The 23,707-nt window shown below is 69.6% G+C and carries 18 protein-coding genes and 1 riboswitch; of the genes, 10 read left to right on the top strand and 8 right to left on the bottom strand.

What is annotated here, in order from left to right:
- Positions 1-25: 25 nt before the first annotated feature.
- From FB560_RS12370 to FB560_RS12380, 3 genes are all read right to left on the bottom strand, one after another.
- Entirely contained in the window at positions 26-1,276 is a 1,251-nt protein-coding gene (locus FB560_RS12370; protein ID WP_229673207.1) for a histidine--tRNA ligase, read from the bottom strand.
- Positions 1,277-1,346: 70 nt separating this feature from the next.
- The gene (locus FB560_RS12375; protein ID WP_229673205.1) at positions 1,347-1,952 is read right to left on the bottom strand and encodes a MazG family protein; all 606 of its coding nucleotides are present in this window, start codon (positions 1,950-1,952) and stop codon (positions 1,347-1,349) included.
- A gap of 98 nt (positions 1,953-2,050) precedes the next feature.
- Entirely contained in the window at positions 2,051-3,217 is a 1,167-nt protein-coding gene (locus tag FB560_RS12380) for a Na+/H+ antiporter NhaA (protein WP_141872646.1), read from the bottom strand.
- A gap of 153 nt (positions 3,218-3,370) precedes the next feature.
- Here FB560_RS12380 and FB560_RS12385 point away from each other — a divergent pair, with 153 nt between their 5' ends.
- Both FB560_RS12385 and gdhA read left to right on the top strand, forming a co-directional pair.
- Positions 3,371-6,067, top strand: a complete 2,697-nt coding sequence (locus tag FB560_RS12385) for a phosphoenolpyruvate carboxylase (RefSeq protein WP_141872647.1) — start codon at positions 3,371-3,373, stop codon at positions 6,065-6,067.
- Between the two features lie 124 nt (positions 6,068-6,191).
- The gene (gene gdhA, locus FB560_RS12390) at positions 6,192-7,559 is read left to right on the top strand and encodes an NADP-specific glutamate dehydrogenase (protein WP_141872648.1); all 1,368 of its coding nucleotides are present in this window, start codon (positions 6,192-6,194) and stop codon (positions 7,557-7,559) included.
- Between the two features lie 81 nt (positions 7,560-7,640).
- Here gdhA and FB560_RS12395 read toward each other — a convergent pair whose 3' ends face one another.
- The 4 genes from FB560_RS12395 to mfd form a co-directional block, all read right to left on the bottom strand.
- Positions 7,641-9,068 carry an APC family permease gene (locus FB560_RS12395; RefSeq protein ID WP_229673091.1) on the bottom strand — a complete coding sequence of 476 codons (1,428 nt, stop codon included), beginning with the start codon at positions 9,066-9,068 and terminating at the stop codon, positions 7,641-7,643.
- Positions 9,069-9,228: 160 nt separating this feature from the next.
- A complete protein-coding gene (locus FB560_RS12400; RefSeq protein WP_141872649.1) occupies positions 9,229-12,168 on the bottom strand; it encodes an aminotransferase in 2,940 nt (979 codons plus the stop codon).
- Positions 12,169-12,175: 7 nt separating this feature from the next.
- On the bottom strand, positions 12,176-12,793 hold the full coding sequence (locus tag FB560_RS12405; protein ID WP_141872650.1) for a gamma carbonic anhydrase family protein: 618 nt from the start codon (positions 12,791-12,793) through the stop codon (positions 12,176-12,178).
- A 68-nt stretch (positions 12,794-12,861) separates the two neighbouring features.
- A complete protein-coding gene (gene mfd / locus FB560_RS12410) occupies positions 12,862-16,437 on the bottom strand; it encodes a transcription-repair coupling factor (RefSeq protein WP_141872651.1) in 3,576 nt (1,191 codons plus the stop codon).
- Between the two features lie 55 nt (positions 16,438-16,492).
- Between mfd and FB560_RS12415 the strand changes: the two genes are divergently transcribed.
- The 3 genes from FB560_RS12415 (at position 16,493) to FB560_RS12425 (ending at position 18,761) form a co-directional block, all read left to right on the top strand.
- Complete coding sequence (locus FB560_RS12415; RefSeq protein ID WP_141872652.1) at positions 16,493-17,062, top strand: GNAT family N-acetyltransferase; 570 nt, start codon at positions 16,493-16,495, stop codon at positions 17,060-17,062.
- 44 nt (positions 17,063-17,106) lie between these two features.
- Positions 17,107-17,970 (top strand): Fpg/Nei family DNA glycosylase, encoded by an 864-nt coding sequence (locus FB560_RS12420; protein ID WP_141872653.1) that lies wholly within the window; start codon positions 17,107-17,109, stop codon positions 17,968-17,970.
- A gap of 74 nt (positions 17,971-18,044) precedes the next feature.
- A complete protein-coding gene (locus FB560_RS12425) occupies positions 18,045-18,761 on the top strand; it encodes a GntR family transcriptional regulator (protein WP_170198114.1) in 717 nt (238 codons plus the stop codon).
- A 20-nt stretch (positions 18,762-18,781) separates the two neighbouring features.
- Here the strand turns inward: FB560_RS12425 and FB560_RS12430 are convergent, their stop codons facing one another.
- On the bottom strand, positions 18,782-19,606 hold the full coding sequence (locus FB560_RS12430; RefSeq protein ID WP_170198115.1) for a GntR family transcriptional regulator: 825 nt from the start codon (positions 19,604-19,606) through the stop codon (positions 18,782-18,784).
- Between the two features lie 94 nt (positions 19,607-19,700).
- Positions 19,701-19,845, top strand: a riboswitch (FMN riboswitch).
- Between the two features lie 53 nt (positions 19,846-19,898).
- Between FB560_RS12430 and ribD the strand changes: the two genes are divergently transcribed.
- Genes ribD through FB560_RS12455 form a run of 5 tightly spaced genes read left to right on the top strand, consistent with a single transcriptional unit; the run spans position 19,899 to position 23,697 of the window.
- On the top strand, positions 19,899-20,930 hold the full coding sequence (gene ribD, locus FB560_RS12435) for a bifunctional diaminohydroxyphosphoribosylaminopyrimidine deaminase/5-amino-6-(5-phosphoribosylamino)uracil reductase RibD (protein ID WP_141872656.1): 1,032 nt from the start codon (positions 19,899-19,901) through the stop codon (positions 20,928-20,930).
- The gene (locus FB560_RS12440) at positions 20,930-21,559 is read left to right on the top strand and encodes a riboflavin synthase (protein ID WP_141872657.1); all 630 of its coding nucleotides are present in this window, start codon (positions 20,930-20,932) and stop codon (positions 21,557-21,559) included. The genes ribD and FB560_RS12440 overlap by 1 nt, the downstream gene beginning before the upstream one ends.
- Positions 21,556-22,821, top strand: a complete 1,266-nt coding sequence (gene ribA / locus FB560_RS12445) for a GTP cyclohydrolase II (RefSeq protein ID WP_141872658.1) — start codon at positions 21,556-21,558, stop codon at positions 22,819-22,821. Before FB560_RS12440 ends, ribA begins: the two co-directional genes overlap by 4 nt.
- Positions 22,818-23,291: a 6,7-dimethyl-8-ribityllumazine synthase gene (gene ribH / locus FB560_RS12450; RefSeq protein ID WP_141872659.1), complete on the top strand. Its 474-nt coding sequence runs from the start codon at positions 22,818-22,820 to the stop codon at positions 23,289-23,291. The genes ribA and ribH overlap by 4 nt, the downstream gene beginning before the upstream one ends.
- A gap of 52 nt (positions 23,292-23,343) precedes the next feature.
- Positions 23,344-23,697, top strand: a complete 354-nt coding sequence (locus FB560_RS12455) for a Fe-S protein (protein ID WP_141872660.1) — start codon at positions 23,344-23,346, stop codon at positions 23,695-23,697.
- The last annotated feature ends 10 nt before the right edge of the window (positions 23,698-23,707 follow it).

Here is a 23,707-nt window from a genome sequence, read left to right on the forward strand (position 1 = left end):
GGGCCGTGAACGGCATCCGGCGCGCTCAGCTCAGGGGCTTGACCTCGAGCTCCGTCACACCGGCGGTGACCGTCGCGAAACCGGTGTAGCCCTCGGCGGATGCCCGCTCGAGCAGCGCCTTGAGATTCTTGGTGCGACGTTCCAGTCGCGCGCGGGCGCCCGTGCCGATCAGCGCCGTCTTGTGGGCGAGGAGCTCGGCGACCGGCACATCGGCATCGTGGATCAGCACGATCGCCTGCGCCGCGGCATCCGCCCCGTCGGCGACCAGATCCACCAGCCGCTCGAAGCCGAGTGAGAATCCGACCGCGGGCACCTGCTGTCCGAGGAAACGGCCGATCATGCCGTCGTAGCGTCCGCCCCCACCGAGCGAGTAGTCGACCGACGGGTGTGCGAGCTCGAAGATCGTGCCGGTGTAGTACCCCATGCCACGCACGAGGAACGGGTCGAAGACGAGCGGGATGTCGGACTGTGCACGGCCCGCAGCGACGGCCTCTCCGATGCCGACCAGGTGCGCGACGATCTCGACCGGTGCGTTCTCCGGCAGCGCCTTGCGGATCTGGCGCTCCCCGAACGGGTTGTACTCCATGGTCTGGGGACGGCGGAGGAAGGCCTCGAACGCATCGACGGCGGATGCGGCGGCACCCCGCTCGCGCAGTTCCGCCGCGACGCCGTCCGGCCCGATCTTGTCGAGCTTGTCGATCGTGATGAGCACGCCCGGCCGCTCCTCGGCGGCGAAGCCGAAGCTGTCGAGCATCCAATCCAGCACGCGCCGGTCGTTGATCCTCACGGTGGCACCCTCGAGTCCGAGCGCGTCGACCGCGTCGAGCGAGGCGACCATCAGCTCGGCCTCGGCCCGCGAGGAGTCGTCGCCCATGATGTCGATGTCGCACTGCACGAACTGGCGGTAGCGCCCCTTCTGAGGACGCTCGGCACGCCACACGGCACCGATCTGGATCGAGCGGAAGACCGCGGGCAGCTGTCCACGGTTGCTGGCGTAGAAGCGGGCGAGCGGCACCGTCAGGTCATAGCGCAGCCCGAGATCGGAGAGCGCAGCGGGATCGTCGGCCGCGTTCCGGATCGCGTCGGCATCCAGCCCTCGACGCAGCACGTTGTACGCGAGCTTCTCGTTGTCACCGCCGATTCCGGCGTGCAGGCGGCTGTATTCCTCGACCACCGGGGTCTCGATCTCGTCGAATCCATGGGCGAGGTAGCGCTCGCGGATGACGGAGAGCACGCGCTCACGGCGGGCCTTGTCGGCGGGGAGGATGTCGCGCATGCCGCGCGGCGGGTTCACAGTAGCCACGGAACCATCTTCCCAGGTCTGTCGACTCCGCCGTGTCGCGCGGTCAGGGAGCGGATTCGGCCGCGCGCACATCGGCTTCCATCGCGCGCAGCCGCTCGCGCAGCGCACGCTCGGCATCCCATCCGCGCTCCCGCGCGCGCTCGACGAGCGCCAACAGTGCCGCGCCGAGCTCGGCCTCCGTCGTGGGGGCATCCGTCGCCGCGGAAGCGGGCACCTCCACGCCCGCACCGGCGGCGCGCCCGACGAGCTTCTGCGCGAGCGCCAGCGCCGGCATCCCCCGCGGCACTCCGTCGAGGACGCTGCTCCTGGTGCGCTTCTCAGCCGCTTTGGCGGCGTTCCAATGCACCAGCACCTCTTCCGGGGTGCGCGCGACGGCATCCGCGAAGACGTGCGGATGCCGTCGCACCATCTTCTCGGTCAGGGTACGGGCCACGTCGTCGATGTCGAACGGATCGTCCGGGTCCTGCGCGGCGATCGCCGAGTGGAACAGCACCTGCCACAGCAGGTCGCCGAGCTCCTCCTGCAGATCGGCGCGCGTGCCGCTCTCGACGGCGTCGATCACCTCGTGCGATTCCTCGATCAGATAGGGCACCAGGTCGCGGTGCGTGATGCGCTGCGACCACACGCACTCCTCCCGCACGGCACGCATGGTCTCGGCGGCCGCCCGCAGCGCATCCTGACCTCGGGCGTTCTCGGTCTGCGCTGACACGGATCCTCCTTGCTCGGGATGCGGCGCGGCATCGGGGGTCATGATGCCGCCGCGGCCAGACGGCGATAGGCACGAGCCCGCAACGACACCAGCACCGCGGAGATGACGAGCGCCAGGAGCGAGCCGACCAGCACGCCCAGGATCGCCTGATCGCGGATCGATGCGTCCGAGGCGAAGGCGAGATTGGCCAGGAGGAGCGACACCGTGAAGCCGATGCCGCCCAGCGCACCCGCTGCGAGCAGGTCACCGAAGGGCAGTGCAGGTGGCGTCCCCTTCGGTCGGAAGCTCATGCCCACCCACCCGAAGAGCGTGATGCCGACGATCTTGCCCACCGGCAGCGCCACGACGATCGCCCAGAACGCCGGGGACAGCTCGGCCGGCGCGAGTGCAGGGATCACGACGAACGCCGCCACGAGCGCGAAGACCGGCAGGATCGCCCCGTTCACGAGCGGCTCCAGCGCGTGCCGGGTGCGCTCCGCCGGAGCCGGGGCCATCACCAACCCCAGCAGCACGCCTGCGATGGTGGCGTGGATGCCCGATGCGGCGACCAGACCCCAGGCGATGATGCCGATCACGATCATGGCGAGCACGATGAGCGGACGGACCTTCGGATTCGTGATCCTGCTCAGCAGGGCGAACGCGACCACGGCCACCACGGCGAGCGCGAGCAGCAGCCACTGCACGTCGTGCGCGAACAGCACGGCGATGAAGATGATGCCGATGATGTCGTCGAGGATCGCGAGGGCCAGCAGGAACACCCGCACGGATGATGGGAGCCCCCGGCCGAACATGGCCAGCACTCCGAGGGCGAACGCGATGTCGGTCGCCGTGGGGATCGGCCACCCGAGCACGGTCGCCTCCCCTCCCGCGATCAGCAGGTAGACGGCGATCGGGACCAGCACACCCCCCGCCGCGGCGATCGCGGGCTGCAGCGCCTTGCGCGGCGAGTCGAGCTCTCCGTGGGTCAGCTCGTGCCGCAGCTCGATCGCCACGACGAAGAAGAACACGGCGAGGAGCCCGTCGGAGACCCAGTGCGCGATCGAGAGATCGAGGCCGGTGCCCGGCACGGCGATGTGGAAATCGAGGACGGCGGCGACCGCATCGTGCGTCGGCAGATTCGCGAGCAGGAGGCCGAGCCCGGCGGCCACGAGCAGGAGGACGGCGGGGAACTGCTGCCCGCGGAGAGGGTTCGCTGAGATGCGCATCACCTCCATGGTAGGTCGGTGGGCGGCGGCGCACACGGAGAGAGCCGCGGTGCCCGGGCGTTTCGCGCACCGCGGGGTGCGGTGACCTCACGGTTCATGTCACGCCCTGTCATGCGTGTCATCCGCGCTTCCGAGCCGGGATACGCTCGAAGCGTGACCCCCGAACACACCTTCCCCGAGCCCACGAACACCGAGGCCATCCGCGTGATCGGCCGCTTCGAGGCCGGCCGCGGCATTCCCGATGCGATGCGCAACGACGTCAGGATGCTCGGCGTCCTGCTCGGACAGGTGCTGCGCGAGGCCGGCGGCGACGCCCTGTTCGAAGACGTCGAGCGCCTGCGACTGGCGACGATCCAGGCGTACGACGAGGAGACGCCGGATGCCTTCGATCGCGCCGCCGCCATCGCGGAGTCGTTCACGGTCGCACGGGCCGACGAGGTGGCCCGCGCCTTCACCTGCTACTTCCACCTGGTCAACCTCGCCGAGGAGCACCAGCGGGTCCGCGTGCTGCGGGAGCGGGCAGGGCAGCCGGGCCGTGAGGACGCCGCCGACACCGTCGCCACGGCGTATGCCCGCCTGAAGGACGAGGTGGGCGAGGACGAGGCGCGACGTCGCCTGGAGGGCCTCCGCTTCCACCCGGTCTTCACCGCCCACCCGACCGAGGCCCGCCGCCGTGCGGTCTCGTCGAGCATCCGCCGCCTGTCCGAGCTGCTGACCCAGCACGACGCGGCGAGCGCGGGCGGAGCCGAGGCACATCGTGCGCAGCGCCGCATGCTCGAGGAGATCGACACGCTCTGGCGCACCGCGCCGCTGCGCTCCCAGAAGCCGTCCCCCACGGACGAGGTGCGCACCGTCATGGGCGTCTTCGACGAGACGCTCTTCACCACCGTCCCCCACGTGTACCGCCGTATCGATGACGCGCTCCGCGGCGAGGACTCCGGCTCCAGTGCGCCGATCGTCCCGGCATTCGTGCGCGTCGGCTCCTGGGTCGGCGGCGACCGCGACGGCAACCCCTTCGTGACGGCGTCCGTGACCCGTGAAGCGTCGAACATCGCGGCCGATCACGTGCTCCGCGGTCTCGAGCGTGCGCTCGAGCGCATCGGCCGCACCCTGACCCTCGACGCGGAAGGCACCCCGCCCAGCGCCGAGGTCATCGCGCTGTGGGAGCGCTTCGCGGCCGCAGAGCCCGGCCTGGCCGCTGAGCTCGCGACCCGCTCCCCCGACGAACCGCACCGCCGCGTGCTCCTGGTGCTCGCCCGTCGGGTGGCCGCGACCCGACACGGCGAGGGACAGCTGCGCTACTCCCGCCCGGAGGAGCTGCTGACCGATCTGCGCAGCGTGCAGTCCTCGCTCGCGGCCGCGGGAGCGAAGCGTCATGCGTTCGGCGGTGTGCAGCACCTGATCTGGCAGGTCGAGACCTACGGCTTCCACCTCACCGAGCTCGAGGTTCGCCAGCACTCGCAGGTGCACGCGAAGGCGCTCGCCGAGCTCGACGCCGGCGAGGCGATCAGCGCGCAGACCGAGGAGGTGCTCGAGGTCTTCCGCGTGATCGCCGACATCCAGCGCGAACGCGGACTCCGCGCGGCCGGCCGCTATGTGGTGTCGTTCACGCAGGCCGCCTCCGACCTCGCCAACGTGCACCGCCTCGCGAAGCACGCGCTCGGCGATGACGCCCCCGTGCTCGACGTCGTCCCGCTGTTCGAGACGTTCGCCGACCTGCAGGCGGCGCCGGAGATCCTCGCCGAGGCCGTCACGTTCCCCGAGTTCCGGGCCCGCATGGCCGAGACCGGCAACAAGCTCGAGGTCATGCTCGGCTACTCCGACTCTTCGAAGGACGTCGGACCCGTGGCCGCGAACCTCGCGCTCTACGAGGCGCAGGAGAAGATCGCGCTGTGGGCGCAGGAATCGGACATCGAGCTCACCCTGTTCCACGGTCGTGGTGGGGCGCTGGGTCGTGGCGGCGGACCTGCGAACTCCGCGATCCTCGCGCAGCCCCCGCACTCGGTGGACGGACGCTTCAAGCTGACCGAGCAGGGTGAGGTCATCTTCGCGCGCTACGGCGAGCCGGCCATCGCGATGCGCCACATCGACCAGGTCGCTGCGGCCACGCTGCTGGCATCGTCGCCGACCGTCGAGCAGCGCACCAGCGGTGCCGCCGCCCGGTACGCCGACGTCGCGGCCACCATGGACACGGCATCGCGCGAGCGCTTCTTCTCACTCGTGAAGGCCGAGGGCTTCGCACCCTGGTTCGCCACCGTCACCCCGCTCGAGGAGATCGGGCTGCTGGCGCTCGGGTCGCGTCCTGCGCGGCGCGGACTCTCGGTGGAGTCGCTCGAGGACCTGCGGGCCATCCCGTGGGTGTTCGCGTGGACGCAGGCGCGCATCAACCTGGCCGGCTGGTTCGGACTGGGCACCGCGCTCCAGGCCGTCGGCGACGAGGAGCTGCTCGTCGAGGCGTACCGGGAATGGCCGCTGCTGCGGACCATGATCGACAACGTGGCGATGAGCCTGGCGAAGACCGACGAACGCATCGCCCGGCAGTACCTCGCACTCGGCGACCGCGACGATCTCGCCACCCTGGTGCTCGACGAGCTCGCTCTCACCCGGGAATGGGTGATCCGCCTCACCGGCGGCGAGGGCCTGCTCGAGGGCAAGCCGGTCCTGCAGCGGGCCGTGCAGCTGCGCAGCCCCTATGTCGACGCCCTGTCCCTTCTGCAGCTGCGCGCCCTGCGTGCCCTGCGCTCGGCCGGCGACACCGAGGCCACCGGTTCCGGTGCCGATGCCGAACAACAGCGACTTCTGCTGCTGTCCGTGAGCGGTGTGGCAGCAGGTCTGCAGAACACCGGGTGACGCTCGGCCCTCCGAGCCGACGATTCCGGGTGCCCGCTAGAGTGAAATCTCGCGCCCGATCCGGCGCCGCATCACGCGACACGATCGCCTGCACCACCATCCCCCACCAGAAAGCATCATCCGCGTGACCGCAACGACTCCTGCCTTCCATCCGCTCGCCCCCTCCGTGCAGACCGTGTTCGACACCGTCCTGTCGCGCAGCCCGCACGAACCGGAGTTCCACCAGGCCGTGCACGAAGTGCTGCACTCGATCGCACCGGTGCTCGATCGGCACCCGGAGTACGTCGACGGCGGCATCCTCGAGCGTCTGGTCGAGCCGGAACGTCAGATCATGTTCCGCGTGCCGTGGGTCGACGACTCGGGCCGCCTGCAGGTCAACCGCGGCTACCGCATCCAGTTCTCCTCCGTGCTCGGACCGTACAAGGGCGGGCTCCGGTTCCACCCGTCGGTGAACCTCTCGATCATCAAGTTCCTCGGCTTCGAGCAGATCTTCAAGAACGCGCTCACCGGTCAGGGCATCGGCGGCGGCAAGGGCGGCTCGGACTTCGACCCGCACGGCAAGTCGGACGCCGAGGTCATGCGCTTCTGCCAGTCGTTCATGAACGAGCTGTACCGTCACCTCGGCGAGCACACCGACGTCCCCGCAGGAGACATCGGTGTCGGCGGGCGCGAGATCGGCTACCTCTTCGGCCAGTACCGCAAGGTCACCAACCGCCACGAGTCCGGCATGTTCACGGGCAAGGGAACCGGCTGGGGTGGTGCGGAGGTCCGTACCGAGGCCACCGGCTACGGCGCCGTGTTCTTCGCTCAGGAGATGCTGGCCGTGCACGGCGACTCGCTCGAGGGCAAGCGCGTCGGCATCTCGGGATCCGGCAACGTCGCGATCTACGCGATCCAGAAGGCGACCCAGCTGGGCGCGACCGCCGTCACCGCCTCGGATTCCTCCGGGTACGTCGTCGACGACGCCGGCATCGACCTCGACCTGCTCCGCCAGCTCAAGGAAGTGGAGCGCGCTCGCATCGTCGAGTACGCGAACCGTCGTCCGAGCGCACGCTTCGTCGAGGGCGGCAGCGTGTGGGAGGTGCCGGTCGACATCGCCGTGCCGTCCGCCACGCAGAACGAGGTCAGCCTCGCGGATGCAGAGGCTCTGATCGCCGGCGGCGTCCGCGCCGTCTCCGAGGGCGCCAACATGCCGTGCGTCCCCGAGGCCGTCGAGGCGTTCCAGAAGGCCGGGGTGCTCTTCGCACCGGGCAAGGCCGCCAACGCCGGCGGCGTCGCGACCTCGGCGCTGGAGATGAGCCAGAACGCCTCCCGTCAGCGCTGGACCTTCGGCGACAGCGAGAACAAGCTGCGCGAGATCATGGCAGACATCCACAGCGCCGCTTTCGACGCCGCCGAGCGCCACGACGTCGGAGGCGACTACGTCGCGGGGGCCAACATCGCGGGCTTCGAGCGCGTGGCCGCGGCGATGCTCGCACAGGGCGTCATCTGATCGACAGCGATTCACCACAAGAGCCGCCTCCCTTTGCGGGAGGCGGCTCTTGTCGGTTCGGGACGACGCGGGTCGGCGCTGTCAGCTCTCGTCGACCGGAACCTTGACGACCTTGTTGTAGCCGGTGACGGCCTGGTTCTCATCGAAGGCGACGACCTTCTTGCGGAAGCCCTTCGTGATGATGGCGAGGTAGACGAGTCCGATCGCGGTCCAGACCAGGCCACCGCGCAGGGCGTCTTCATGCAGGTTCGCCCACAGGAGTCCGGTGAGCACCATGCCGATGCCCGGCATCACGATGAAGTTGAAGATGTCACCGGGGGTCTTGCGCCGTCCCTTGCGGATGGCGAACCAGGCGATCACCGAGATGTTGACGAACGTGAAGGCGATCAGCGCACCGAAGTTGATCCACGCGGCGATCAGCTCGAGCGTGAAAGGGATCGCGAGCAGCGAGATCGCCCCGACCAGCACGATGTTGAACGTCGGCGTGTGCGTGCGCGGGTTGATGTACCCGAAAGCCTTCTGCGGCAGCACGTTGTTGCGGCCCATCACCAGCAGCATGCGCGACACCGAGGCGTGCGATGCCAGACCCGAGGCGAGCGTGGCGCAGAAGCCGGCGGCGGTCAGCACGGCCATCAGCACCGGGCCTCCGACCAGGTTGCCGATGATCGGGAGCGTGGAGTCCTCGACGAACTGCATGTCACCGCCCGGTGCGAACTCGTTCCAGTCGGGGAAGCGCAGCTGCGAGAGGTAGCCGGCGATCAGGAAGATCGCGCCGCCGAGGAGCACCGTCAGCAGGATCGCCTTCGGCATGATCTTCGGATCCTTCGCCTCTTCCGCATACATCGTGACCGCGTCGAACCCGATGAACGAGAAGCACACGATCGTGGCGCCCATCAGCACAGCGCCCATGGTGGCGCCGTCGTGGAAGAACGGGGTCATCGAGGCGATGGTCGCCGCACCCTCGCCGCGCATCAGCTGCGCGACCACCAGGACCACGAAGACGATCATGACGACGATCGAGAAGACCAGCAGGATCATGTTGAGGTTCGAGGTGCCGCGCATCGTCATGTAGATGATGCTCGTCACGAGGATGCAGTACAGCACCACCCAGATCCACCCGGGGATGTCGGGGAACAGCGCCTCCAGATAGCTGCGGATGATGAGGCAGTTGACCATCGGGAGCAGCACGTAGTCGATCAGCGAGGTCCACCCGACCATGAAGCCGAGGTTGGGGTGGATCGACTCCCGCACGTAGGTGTAGGCCGATCCGGCGCTCGGGATCGCGCTGGAGATCTTGCCGTAGCTGATCGCCGTGAACACCATCACCACGAGGGCGACGAGGTACGCCGCCGGCACGACGTTGTCGGTGTCGCGGGCGACCATGCCGAACGTGTCGAACACGACGGTCGGGGTCATGTACCCCAGACCGAGGCCGACGATGGCCCACAGTCCGAGATTACGCTTGAGCGTCCCGCCTCCTTGGGCGAGCGGCTTGGTCTTCGTGGCCATGTGTACTCCTCGGGGAACAGCGCATGGGTCGGACATCGGGTCGTCTGACGCTGAGCATCACTATGTACCCCCGGTATTCCTCAGCGCAATCCCCAGTTCGGGTTCGAAATGCGCTTTTAACATTCCAAAAGGGTGCGGATTTCGAAGCCCGGGGCCCTGACTACCAACCCTCCGCGAGCACGCGATCGAGCATCGCGACGACATGATCCGCGCTCTGGGCCGAGAGACACAGCGGCGGCTTGATCTTCAGCACGTTCGACCGTTCGGAGGTCGTCAGCACGATCACCCCGAGCTCGCGCAGGCGCTCGCAGATCGCCGCCGCCTCGGCAGCCGCCGGCTCCATGGATGCGTGGTCGCGCACGAGCTCGACGCCGAGATACAGTCCCTCGCCGTGCACGACCCCGATGAGCGGATGCCGCGTCGCGAGCCCTCGCAGTCCATCGGCGAGCCGCGCCCCGATGTCGAGCGCGTTGCGCTGCAGGTCGTCTTCGACCATCGCATCGAGCACGGCCAGGCCCACGGCGCAGCTGAGGGTGCTCCCGCCCGCCGAGGAGAAGAACTGCCCCTGCGTCGCCAGGGAATCGGCGATGCGCTTCGAGGTGATGACCCCGCCGATCGGGAAGCCGTTGCCCATGGGCTTGGCGATCGTCACGATGTCGGGGATCACGCCTGACTGCTCGAAGCCCCAGAACGACGAGCCCATGCGCCCGAAGCCGACCTGCACCTCATCCGCGATGCAGAGCCCGCCTGCCGCTCTGACCTGCGCGTAGGCACCGGCGAGGTAGCCCTCCGGCAGCAGGACGCCCCCGGCATTGCCGAGGATCGACTCGCACAGGAACGCCGCGACGTCCCTGTCGTCTCGTTGCAGGTCCTCGAGATCGTCCGCCAGATCGGCGAGATAGCGATCGGCCGTGTCCTCGCCACGATACGTGCCACGGAAGCGATTCGGCACGTCGGCGACGTGCACCCAGTCGGGACGAGTGGCCAGGGCGGACGGATTGTCGTAGGCGCTCGTCGTGACCGCATCGCTCGCCATCGTCCAGCCGTGATAGGCCTCCCGCAGCGCGACGACGGTGCGCCGACCGGTGGCGGCCTGCGCGAGACGGAGGGCGAGATCGACCGCCTCCGAGCCGCTGTTCACGAGCAGCACCGTGTCGAGGTCGCTGTCATCGGGCATGAGGGCGAGCAGTGCTTCGCTGTACTCGGCGAGTTCGCGGAACAGGAAGCGCGAGTTCGTCGCCAGTGTGCGCAGCTGGCGGTTCGCCGCGGCGGCGACCTTCGGGTGGCCGTGCCCGAGACCTGCGACGTTGTTGACCATGTCGATGTAGGCGCGCCCCGTGGTGTCGACGAGGTGGTGCCGCCATCCGCGCTGGATCTGCGGAGGGCGCTCGTAGTAGCGCTCCTGCGCGGCGGCGAAGATGCGGTTGCGGCGTTCGAGTTCTTCCCGCGCATCGTCCTGTTGCGTGAACGAGGGCAGGCCGAGCAGAGGCGCGGGATCCGCGGTGAAGCGGCTCCAGGCGGGGACGCGCTCGGGTGCCACGAGGACGGCTCCGGACGACGATGACGTCAGCGGCGGCGCGTCGGAGCGGCGCAGGCCGACCGTCAGCGTGCGCGGCTCATCCGAGGCGGCGAGCACGCCGATCGTGTCGCCCTTCCGCACCGTGGTCTTGCTCTTCCTCGGCGCCTGGGCACCGCCGATCTCGAGGACCCAGGCATCCCGGAGGTGCAGGCGGAGTACTCCCCCCTGCACTCGCAGCTCGCCCTCGAGGGGAGCCGTGATGCGGAGCCGCGGCCCGGCGACGACATGGATCTCCGTATCGAGCGGCCAGGTCGCCGCCGCGTCGGCGGAATCGATCGCGGCGCGCGTCAACCGGAACAGTCCGTAGGGCACGACGACCGTCGCACCGTAGTCGAGGTGGGTGGCGATCAGATCCGTCTCGGCATCCGGAGCGAGCCATCGGCCCTCGTCGAGGGCAGCCGACTCCACATCGAGATCCACCGCGACGACATCGCCGTCGAGATCCGGCAGGAGCGGCGCGAGCGAGACGGACTCGTCTCGACCCGCGACGAACGTCGGGGCGTCGAACCCGATCCGTGCGAGCACGTGCTCCGTCATCTCGGCCAGCGGCAGCAGCGTGGCCGCATCGAAGATGGCCTGCTCCCCCGCGATCCGCTCCCTGGCGTAGTCGTTCGCGCCATCGATCTCGAGCTGCCGCCACCCGCTCGCGACCAGCAGCGATGCCCGCAGCACGACCAGCGGCCACACCGCCCTGGCTTCGGGGACGCTCAGCGGCGCCTGCGCATGGAAGGCGGCGACCGTGTCGAGCACCCGCAGCGGCCGCTCGGCTTCGTGGTGCAGCATCGACGAGGCGCAGACGCTGAGCTCGGCGACGCGCCAGCCGAGGCCCAGGTCGCCGAGATCCAGCACGGCGTGGGGATGCAGGCGCGAGTCCGCGCCACGGCGTCCCATCACGTTGTCATCGGTGAGGTCGCCGTGGATCGGCTGCACGGGAAGCTCCGCCTCGACGGCCGCGAGAGCCCCTCGTGCCTCCTCGGCGGCAGCGAGCACGCGTGCGCGCAGGCCGACATCGGCGATCGCCGGGGCCAGCGCAACCGTCTGCGCGTGCGCGACCCGCATGTCCCACATCTGGGCACGGTCCAGTCCCGGATGCGTCAGAGCAGCCAGTGCGTTGACGGACGCTGCCGCGAGCGCTCCGAACTCCGCCAGCACGATCGGGGCGAGGTAGCCGGCGTCGACGAGTGGCTCGCCCTCGGCGAACTCGCTCCGTCGTGCCCCGAAACCGCCCCAGCGCTGGGTCAGCGCCCCGTCGAGTCCCGGCAGCACGGCCGGAACCGCCACCCCCGCGGCGCGGTACGCGTCGAGAGCGGCATGCTGTGCGTCACGCGCGTCGTCGCCGAACACCGGGTTGTCGATCCGGAGCACACTGCGCGTGCCATCCGACGCGGTCAGCAGGAAGTTCCGATCCTGGTTGCTGCCGAGCTCGCTCGCCGTCGCGATCAGGCCGTAGCACTCGCGCGCGATGGTCTCTGCACCGGCCTCATCCACATCCGGGCGCACCAGGCCCTCACCGTCCGTCACGCGACCCTCACCGACCTTCGCGGGTGTCGGGGACGAGCACGTCGCCGGCGTGACGCGCGAGCGAGCTGCCGTATCGCTCCGTGAGCTGCACCATCAGATCCGGCGTGTCGCGATCCACCCCGAACACGTGACCGGGGAAGTCGAGGTCGGGCTGCGCCGCGGCGATCTCGGCCTCACGGTCCGGCGACAGCAGCTGCACGGGGTCTCCGACCGCGACCCAGCCGATCGGCACGACCGTGCCCTCGGGAAGCACCGCGCGCCGATGCACGATGGCGTTGACGCGCACCTCGCAGCGCGCACCCACCAGCGCGCCGTTGAAGATGCGCGCACCTGAGGCGAAGAAGACCTCTTCCCCGACGGTCGCGCCGGCGATGCTCGTGAGGGTCCCGATCAGGGTGTGCGCCCCGATGTGCACCGCGTTCGCGGCAGTCGCGCGGATCAGCGCGTTCTCCATCACGATCACGTGCGCGCCGAGAGTGATCGGCCCGCCCTCGGCGGTGATCACGGCGCCGTGCAGGATCTGGCAGCCGGCGCCGATCTCGACGTCGCCGGAGATCACGGCGGTGGGAGCGACGACGGCGGTGTCATGGATCCGGGGCCGAGCCCCGAGGTGCTCGTACAACATGACGCCAGGATAGTGGTGTCGTCCGGCCGCAGCACGGTGTCATCGCCCGGGCGACACCGAAACCCCCACTACTCGGTCTTGGCGGGCTCCGGGAAGATGGCGGTGAAGAGCTGCCCGACCCACTGCAGCAGCTCCGCATCCGGAAGCGGGTCGAGCCCCACACCCACGGCGGCCGGGACCGTCGGCATCGGCACGACCAGCGCGTCGCCCCCAGCCACGAGCTTGGCCTTCGGGTACAGGCGCTGGAGGCGCACCTTGATCGAGTCCTCCAGGTGCGCGGGGGCGATGCGCAGATTCGATCCCATGACCACCACATCCGTGAGCCCGATGCGCGCCGCCCGACGACGCAGGCGTGCGATGGCGAGGAGTCCCTCGACCTCGGGCGGCGGGGTGCCGTAGCGGTCGGTGAGCTCCTCGATCACGAGGTCGATCGTGTCGTCCTTCGCGGTCGCGGCGGATGCCGCCGACAGCTTCTGATAGGCCTCGAGACGCAGGCGCTCGCTGTCGATGTAGTCCTCGGGGATGCGCGCATCGAGCGGCAGCTCCAGCCGCAGCTCCTGCCCGGTCTCGACCTCTTCGCCGCGGAACGTGGCGACGGCCTCGCCGATCATGCGCAGGTAGAGATCGAAGCCGACGCCGGCGATGTGGCCCGCCTGCTCGGCGCCGAGCAGGTTGCCCGCGCCGCGCAACTCCAGGTCCTTCAGAGCGACCTGCATGCCGGAGCCGAGCTCGTTGTTCACCGCGATGGTCTGCAGACGGTCGGCGGCGGTCTCGCTCAGCGGCTTCATCTCGTCGTAGAGGAAGTACGCGTAGGCGCGCTCCCGCCCTCGGCCCACTCGCCCGCGCAGCTGGTGCAGCTGCGACAGACCGTAACGGTCTGCACGGTCGATGATGATCGTGTTGGCGTTCGAGATGTCGAGACCGGTCTCGATGATCGTGGTCGACACCAGCACGTCGAACTTGCGCTCCCAGAAGTCGTCGACCACCTGCTCGAGCTGATGCTCGCCCATCTGCCCGTGCGCCACGGCGATCCGCGCCTCGGGGACGAGTTCGGCGAGCTCGCTCGCGACGCGCTGGATCGACTGCACGCGGTTGTGGACGAAGAAGATCTGTCCCTCGCGGAGGATCTCGCGACGGATCGCCGCACCCATCTGCTTGTCGCTGCGGGGTCCGACGAACGAGAGGATCGGATGCCGGTCCTCCGGCGGGGTGGCCAGCGTCGACATCTCGCGGATGCCGGTCACCGCCATCTCGAGTGTGCGCGGGATCGGGGTCGCGCTCATGGCGAGGATGTCGACGTTCATCTTCATCTTCTTCAGCGCGTCCTTGTGCTCGACGCCGAACCGCTGCTCCTCGTCGATGATCATGAGGCCGAGGTCCTTGAAGATCACCTGGTCGGTGAGGATGCGGTGGGTGCCGATCACCATGTCGACCGACCCCTCGAGCAGCCCCTGCAGCGTGAGCCGGGCCTCCTTGTCGGTCTGGAATCGCGACAGCGGCCGTACCTTGACCGGGAATCCGGCGAAGCGCTCCGTGAAGGTCTCGAGGTGCTGCTTGACCAGCAGGGTCGTCGGCACGAGCATGGCGACCTGCTTGCCGTCCTGGATCGCTTTGAACGCGGCGCGGACCGCGACCTCGGTCTTGCCGAAGCCCACGTCACCGCTCAGCAGTCGGTCCATCGGGATCGGCCGCTCCATATCGGCCTTGATCTCATCGATCGTCTGCAGCTGGTCGGGAGTCTCGGCGAAGGGGAACGCCTCCTCCAACTCGCGCTGCCAGGGGGTGTCCGGTCCGAAGGCATGACCTTTGGCGCTCATGCGCGCGGAGTACAGCTTCACCAGCTCGACCGCGATGTCGCGGACAGCCCTGCGGGCCTTGCCCTTCGCCTGCGACCAGTCGCTCCCGCCCATCTTCGACAGGGTCGGAGCCTCGCCGCCGACGTACTTCGAGAGCAGGTCGAGCTGATCCGTCGGCACATACAGCTTGTCGCCCGGATAGCCGCGCTTGGACGGCGCGTACTCCAGCACCAGGTAGTCGCGCACGGACTTGGTGGCGTTGCGTCCGCCCGTCGAGACCTCGCGCTGCGTCATCTCGACGAAGCGCCCGATGCCGTGGGTCGAGTGCACCACGAAGTCGCCGTTCTTGAGCTGCAGCGGGTCGACGACGTTCTTGCGACGCGACGCCAGCTTCTTGACGACGCGCTGGTCACCGCCGATCGTGCGGCCGTAGAACTCGTTGTCGGTGAGGACCGCGAGTTTGGCCTCGGCGAGCTGGAAGCCCGATTCCACGCCACCGGCGATCAGGGTCGCGACGCCGCCCTCCGGCGCCTCGAGGAGCGACTCGACGATCCGGGCGGCGATGCCGCGGTCGGCGAGCACGTCGCGCGCGCGGTCGACGAGCCCGTTGCCGGTGGCGATCACGACGACGCGCCAGCCGTCGGAGACCTTGGACTCGACGAAGGAGATCGCGCCGTCGACGTTGCCGTGGAACGAGGGGATCACCGCGGCGTCGAGGTTCGTCGCATCGACGTCGCCCTCGCCCAGCCCCGCGCCGAACGGGCTGAGCCGCCACCAGACCCCGCCCCGGTCGCGCACGGCCTCGCGCAGCTGCGCGATGGTGAGGAAGTCTCCGGCCCCGAGGTCGATCGGGGCGGAGGCGCCGGAGGTGGCCGCACTCCACGCCGCGTCGAGGAATTCGCGGTTCGTCTCGCCGAGCGTGATGGCGCGGGCCGTGGAGCGTTCGGGATCGACCACCGCGGTGGCGCTGCCCGCCGGCATGTAGTCGGCGAGCGACTTGAGCGGTCCGGACACGGCAGGCAGGAGCGACTCCATGCCCTCGACCGGGATCCCCTCGGCCATCTTCTCGAGCATGCCCGAGATCGCAGGGAAGCCGCTGATCAGCGCACGCGCCCGGTCGCGGACATCGGCGGTCAGCAGGAGCTCGCGGCTCGGGGGCAGATCGACCCCCGGCACATCACCGGGAAGCGACCTCTGATCCGCGACCGAGAAGGCGCGGATCTGATCGATCTCGTCGCCGAAGAACTCCACACGATACGGGTGCTCGGAGGTCGGCGGGAAGACGTCGAGGATGCCGCCGCGCACGGCGAACTCCCCGCGGCGCGACACCATGTCGACCCGGGAGTAGGCACGTTCGACGAGCTGTTCGACGACCTCGTCGAGATCGTTGCCACGGCTTCCGATGGCCAGTTCGAGCGGAGCGATCTCGCCGAGGTTGCCGGCGATCGGCTGCAGCGCCGCCCGCACCGAGGCCACGACGACCAGCGGGTGGTCGCCGGACCAGTCGGCGATGCGCCGCAGCGTCTGCAGGCGCTGACCCACCGTGTCGGGGCTCGGACTGAGCCGCTCGTGCGGGAGAGTCTCCCACGCCGGGAAGGTGTGCACGTCGGCGCTCGGCAGGTACGCGCCGATCGCCTGGGCCACGCTCTCGGCCCGGCGTCCGGTCGGCACCACGACCAGCAGGGACGCCGGATGCCCCGATGTCGCGCGCTTCTCGAGCAGGCCTGCGAGCACGGGCGCGTCGAGGCCGTCGACGAGGCCCAGATCCGCATCGGTCTGCGCCCAGCTGAGGGCATCGCGGTACAGAGTCGCCTCGTCCAAGGCGCGCAGAATCCCCGGAACAGTCACCGGACAAGCCTAGTCGCGGCATCCGACATCGAGGCGCTCGGGATAGCGTGTGTGCATGCAGAAGCAGACCCTCACCACCGAGCGCCTCACCCTCTCGGCACCCACGCCGGACGACGTCGATGCGATCACCGCTGCCTGCCAGGACCCGGAGATCGTGCGATGGACGACGGTTCCGAGCCCCTACAGCCGCACGGACGGCGAGGACTTCGTGCGGCTCATGGACGAGTGGTGGGCCGACGGGTCGCAGACGATCTGGGCGATGCGCGACGGCGCCGAGCTGGTCGGGGTGATCGGTCTGCACCACATCGTGGACCACGCCGCCGGCGGACATGCGGAACTCGGCTACTGGGTCACCGCCTCCGCCCGCGGCCGGGGGTACGTCGGCGAGGCCTCCCGCGCCGTGGTCGACTGGGGATTCGATGAGCTCGGGCTCGCCCGTATCCACTGGCAGGCGGTCGTGGGCAACATCCCTTCCGCGCGCACGGCACGATCGCTGGGCTTCCGCTACGAGGGACTGAAGCGTCAGGCGCTCACGAGCGGTCGCGGTCGCGACGACGGATGGATCGCCGGCCTGCTCCGCTCCGACGACCGCACACCCGTGGACTGGCCGATCCTCCCGAACTGACACAGGCATGTCGCGATGTCGGATGCCGGTGGCAGGATGTCACCATGCCGGAGATGCCGGAAGTACAAGGTTTGGCAGTGTTCCTCGGTGAGCGCGCCGTCGGACGCACGATCACGCGCACGAGCGTGGCCGCGATCGCCGCGCTGAAGACATACGACCCGCAGATCACCGCGCTGCACGGCGTCGAGATCACGGCCGCGGCGCGACGCGGCAAGTTCATCGTGCTCTCGTGCGGAGCAGACCTCCACCTCGTGCTCCATCTGGCCAAGGCCGGCTGGCTGCGCTGGTACGACGCGCTCCCCGCGACGCTCATCAAACCCGGAAAGACGCCGATCGCGCTGCGGGTCGCGCTGGATGACGGCAGCGGCTTCGATCTGACCGAGGCCGGGACCAAGAAGTCGCTCGCGGTGTACGTCGTGCGCGATCCGCAGGAGGTGCCGGGGATCGCGCGTCTCGGCCCTGACCCGCTCGATGAGGACTTCAGTCGGGAGGCGTTCGCCGCCCTGCTCGACGGGCGACGCACGCAGATCAAGGGCCTGCTGCGCGACCAGTCCGTCATCGCCGGCATCGGCAACGCCTACTCCGACGAGATCCTGCACGCCGCGCGCATGTCCCCGTATGCGATCGCCGCGACGCTCTCCCCCGACGACGTCGACCGTCTCTTCACGGCGATGCGGCAGACGCTGACCGAAGCCGTCGCCGAAGCGTCCGGCAAGCCCCCGGCAGATCTGAAGGACGCGAAGCGCCGAGGCATGCAGGTGCACGCCCGGCGCGGTGAGACATGTCCGGTCTGCGGAGACACGGTGCGCAGCGTGTTCTTCGCCGACCGTTCGCTCGAGTACTGCCCCACCTGCCAGACCGGTGGCAAACCGCTCGCCGACCGGCGGCTCTCGAGACTGCTCAAGTAGCGGTCCCCCTTTCCCGGGGTCGGCCGGCCCGGATAGAATTCGCGCGCACCATCGCCCAGAGAGAAGGTCGCTCCGTGCAGGAACTCGCCGATTCGAGAGGCAATGCCGACCGGCGTCGACTCACCACGCTTCTTCACAGCGCGATCGCGCAGGGCCACTATCTCGACACCGCGATCCCCACCGACATCGAGCTCGCCCGCGACTACGGCACGTCACGGGGAGTCGCCCGCGACGCGCTGAACGCTCTCGCCGACACCGGGCTGCTCACGCGCATCCGCGGAGTGGGCACCCATGCCGAGGAGCATGCGGGGGCCACGTTCGATCTGCTCGCGTTCCACGGGATCGGCGGGGTTCCGGACATGGACACCCACCCTCAGGCCCTCAGCACGGCCACCGTGAGCACGCCGGCGCTGGTCGCCACGCGGTTGCCACAGGCCGGTGCCCAGGTGTTGCGCATCGAATTCCTGTCCGTCCCCGACGGAGAGCCGCACGGGATCTCGACGAGCTACTTCGTTCTTCCTCAGGCGGCAGGCCTGGTCGGCGCCGAAGTCGGCACCAACATCTACTCCTTGCTCGCCGCCGCAGGCCTGACCGTCTCGTCCAGCGACTTCCTGCTCGGGGCGTTCGGCGCCGACGAGTACACGGCACGCCGGCTGCGCGTGCGCCCGGGCGACGCCCTGATCTCGCTGGAGAGGACGTTGTTCGACGAGTCCGGCGACGCACTGGCCTTCACCCTCATCGCTCTGCGCGGTGACCGCTTCCAGCTCGTGTCACACGAACGCGCGCGCTGATCCACAGAGCGTGTGGGCGCTCACGAGCGCCGCGGCCGGTGCCCCTCCTCATCGCCGCGGAGCCATGTGCCGTCGTCGAGGTCGGTCTCCGCGCCGCGCGCCTGTCCTCCGCTCGGTGCCGGCACGCCCCTCCGTCCGAAATACCGGACTCGATCCGCGCGTTGCCAGATGGTCGCGAAGCAGATGGCGCGGTCGTCAGCGTCGAACATCGTCTCATCGATCGTCAGCAGCGGAGCGCCCGGAGGCATCTGCAGCACCCGGGCCGCGTACTCATCCGCTGCCGTCGCCCCGAAGACGAGTTCACTCGACTTCACGGAGAGCCCTGCGTTCGCCATGTAGGCGTAGACGTTGTGCCCGAACTCCGCGTCGACCAGCGCCGCGGCGTCGGGGAAGCGGAAGTAGTCGGTCGTCACGGCACCAGGGAAAGACAGCGCCACCGAGAGGTGTTCCACACGCAGCACCTCGGGTCCGCATCCCGGGAGGCGTCGCGCCACGGCAGGAGGAGTGGGGATGACCGTCCTGTCGGTCTCGACCGGATACACGGACTGGCGCGGGACGCCGTCGACGCCGTGGAACTCGCGCAAGCTGAAGATCGAGGGCAGCACATCGGTCGTCGTTCCCAGTCCCGGACTACGTTGCACCAGCCTCATCTCGGCCAACTCGTTGAGCGCGTCGCGGACGACCGCTCGCGTCTCGCCGGTGAGCTGCATGAGCCGCGCCTCGGCCGGAAGCCGTCCGGAGGGATAGTCGCCCCGCTCGATCGACGAGCGCAGCAGAAGCACCAGCCGGCGGCGCGCCGCGTCGGCCGGGGCTTCGGCGAGACGGACCGAGGAATCGCGCCACATGGCACACATAGTACTCAGCCCCGACCCGCACGCACCCCGGGCGAATGACTCGGAATGAAATGCGATCAGGTGTGTTGAGTACACTCGGAGCATCAACGTGCTCCGGGGTCGGTGAGAATCCGAACCGGCGGTGACAGTCCGCGAGCGCTGAGGGAGACCTCGGTGCCGATCCGGTGGAATTCCGGGACCGACGGTGGTGCGAGGGAAACCTCGCTAGTCCGGAAGGGAGGCAGCACGAGGCGCCGCCGTGCGCGCGTTCTGCATCCCCCGGAGCCTCACAGGAGGACGACGGATGGCAGTGAACGAGACCGAGCACCGGGCCATGACTCGCGCCCTGGAGCTCGCCGCTCGCGGGCCCCGCGGCGTGAACCCGCAGGTCGGTGCCGTCATCCTGTCCCCCACCGGCGAGGTGCTCGCCGAGGGCTGGCACCACGGCGCCGGCACTCCGCACGCGGAAGTCGACGCGCTGTCGAAGCTCGCCCCCGGGGCAGCGCGCGGTGCGACCGCCGTCGTGACCCTGGAGCCCTGCAACCACACCGGCCGCACCGGCCCCTGCGCCGTCGCATTGCAGGAAGCCGGAATCGCCCGCGTGATCTATGCGCTCGACGACCCCGGCGTGACCTCCGGCGGCGGAGCCGTCCGTCTGCGGAACGCGGGCGTCAGCGTCGAAGCCGGCGAGCAGGCAGAGGCCGCCCACCTCCTGATCGACGGATGGCTCACCGCTCAGCGTCTCGGACGACCGCACGTGACCGTGAAGTGGGCGCAGAGCCTCGACGGGCGGGCCGCGGCCGACGATGGTTCGAGCCAGTGGATCACCGGTGCCGAGGCGAGGGCCGATGTGCACCGCCGCCGCGCCGCATCCGATGCCATCGTCGTCGGCACGGGGACCGTGCTCGCCGACGACCCCGCCCTGACCGCCCGCGACGGTGACGTGCTGCTGCCCGACCAGCCCGTGCCGGTCGTGGTCGGCACGCGACGGACCCCCGAGGATGCGGCGCTGCGCCGCCACCCTCGCGAGCCGCTCTTCTACGAGACCGCCGACCTGCGCGCGGTGCTGGCAGATCTGCACACCCGTGGCATCCAGCGCGTCTTCATCGAAGGCGGCCCCACCCTGGCGAGCGCCTTCATCGCGGCGGGGCTGTTCGACCGCGTGCTCGCCTACATCGCGCCCGTGCTGCTGGGCGGGAGCCGGGTCGCGCTGGCCGATGTCGGAGTCTCGTCGATCGATCAGGCACACCGCCTCACGGTCGATGAATGGGTGCCTCTGGGCGCCGATCTGCTGGCGATCGCCCATCCGGCGGTCGAGAACGAAGGAGTCGTCTGATGTTCACCGGAATCATCGAGGAGATCGGCGAGATCACCGCCATCGCGCCCGCCGGTGACGGGTGGCGCCTCACCGTGCGCGCACCCCGTGCGGCCGCGGATGCCGTGCACGGCGAGTCCATCGCGGTGTCGGGCGTCTGCCTGACCGTGGTCGGATCTACGCCGGACACCTTCGACGCCGACGTCATGAAGCAGACCCTGGACGTGGCCGCCCTCGGCGGCGCGGCGGTCGGTACCCGGGTGAACATCGAGAAGGCCATGCCCGTCGGCGCGCGCCTCGGCGGACACATCGTGCAGGGCCATGTCGACGGGACCGGCGCGGTGCTCGAGGTGCGCCCTGGTGCGCAGTGGAGCGTGCTGCGGATCAGCCTCCCCACCGATCTCGCCCCTCTCGTCGTCGACAAGGGGTCGATCTCGGTCGACGGCACCTCACTCACCGTGAGTGCCGTCAGCGCCCCTGCAGACGCATCCGCATGGTTCGAGGTGTCGCTGATTCCGGAGACCCTCGCCGCCACCACTCTCGGCACGCGCGCCGTCGGCGACCGCGTGAACCTCGAGACAGACATCCTCGCCCGGCACGTCGAGCGCCTGCTCGCGTTCCGCGCCGCACCGGAAGGAGGCTCGCGATGAGCCTTTCCACGATCCCCGAGGCGCTGGAAGCGCTCCGCGCCGGCCGCCCTGTGCTGGTCGCCGATGACGAGAACCGTGAGAACGAGGGCGACGTCATCCTGTCGGCCGAGCTCGCGACGCCGGAGTGGGTGGCCTGGACCGTGCGCTGGTCATCGGGATTCATCTGCGCGCCGATGCCGACCGACCTCGCCGACAACCTGAACCTGCCGCCGATGGTCGCCGCCAGCGAGGACGCCCGCTCCACCGCGTACACCGTGAGCGTCGACGCCGCCGAAGGCGTCACCACGGGCATCAGTGCCCACGACCGCGCGCACACGCTCAACGTGCTCGCGAACCCGCAGTCCACGGCGGTCAGCATCATCCGCCCCGGCCACGTCCTGCCGCTCCGCGCCGTCGACGGCGGCGTCCGCGAGCGCAGCGGTCACACCGAGGCCGCCGTCGACCTCATGCGGCTGGCGGGACTGCAGCCGGTCGGCGCGATCGCCGAGGTCGTCGCCGAGGACGGCAGCATGATGCGGCTGCCCGGACTGATCGAGCTCGGTGCCCGCGACGGCGTTCCGGTCATCACGATCGAGCAGCTCATCGCGCACCTCAACGAGATCGATCCGCAGGACGAGTCCGGCCCCCGAGTGCATCGACGGGTCAGCCTGCGCGCCGACGCGACCGTGCCGACGACCCATGGGACCTTCCGCTTCCTCGCCTACAAGGACCGCGTGACGGGAACCGACCACATCGCGGTCGTCTCGGGCGAGCCCGGCGAGACGGCTCTCGTGCGCGTGCACTCCGAGTGCCTCACCGGAGAGGCCTTCGGCTCGCTCAAGTGCGAGTGCGGGCCTCAGCTCGACGCGGCGCTGGACGCGATCGAGAAGGACGGCGGGATCGTCATCTACATGCGCGGCCATGAGGGCAGAGGCATCGGCCTGATCAACAAACTGCGCGCCTACAGCCTGCAGGAGGAGGGTCTCGACACGGTCGACGCCAACCTCGCACTCGGCCTCCCCGCGGACGCGCGCGAGTACGCGGCGGCGGCCGGGATCCTCACCGACCTCGGCGTCTCGAAGGTGCGGCTGCTCACGAACAACACCGACAAGGTGAAGCAGCTGCGCGAACTGGGCTTGGACGTCGTCGAGCAGGTCCCGCTGATCGTCGGCGTCGGCCCCAATAACCATCAGTACCTCGAGACCAAGCGTGACCGCATGGGTCACATCATCGGCGCGGAAGAGCTGGCAGAGGCTCTCGCGGAAGGAAAGGACGACGCATGAGCGGCACAGGAGCACCGGCGACCGGCAACATCGACGGGCGGGGACTGAACGTCGTCATCGTCGCCGGAACCTGGCACGACGTCATCACCGACGGACTCATCGCGGGCGCGGAGCGCATCCTGACCGCGGCGCAGGCCACTCACCGGCTCGTGCGGGTGCCCGGCTCGTTCGAGCTGGCCCTTGCCGCGCAGGCAGCCTTCGCCGGTGGAGCGGACGCGGTCGTCGCGCTCGGCGTCATCATCCGCGGAGGGACTCCGCACTTCGAGTACGTCTCGGCGGCGACCACCGACGGACTCACCCGCGTCGCCCTGGATGCCGGCAAGCCGGTCGGCTTCGGCGTGCTCACCCTCGACGATGAGAAGCAGGGTCTCGACCGTGCCGGTCTCGAGGGATCCCAGGAGGACAAGGGTGCAGAGGCGGCGGACGCGGCCCTGCGCACCGCACTGCTCGTCCGGGAGCTGCGCGGCTGAGGTCAGCCTGCCCTTGCTGGCGGAATATCGGCGGGAATCGTAGCGTGAGGGCATGGAGACCCTGCGCCACATCGTGCTCTTCGTCCACCTCATCGGATTCGCCGTGCTCTTCGGCGCCTGGGCCGTGCAGGCATTCGGCGGCAAGCGGGAGTTCACGCGCCTGATGAGCATCGGCATGGCCATCGCGGCCGTCGCCGGCCTCGCTCTCGCCGCTCCCTGGGGCATCTCCTACGAGCTGAACTACGTCAAGATCGGCGTGAAGCTCGTGCTGCTGCTCATCATCGGCGCCCTGCTCGGCATCGGCACCGCACGACAGAAGCGCGGCGCCGCCATCCCGCCCGTCATGTTCTGGCTCGTCGGCATCCTGACCGCGGCCAACGCCGCGATCGCCGCGATCTGGCGCTGAACCCGCGTAC

The sequence above is a fragment of the Microbacterium saperdae genome, from assembly GCF_006716345.1.
Classification (GTDB): domain Bacteria; phylum Actinomycetota; class Actinomycetes; order Actinomycetales; family Microbacteriaceae; genus Microbacterium; species Microbacterium saperdae.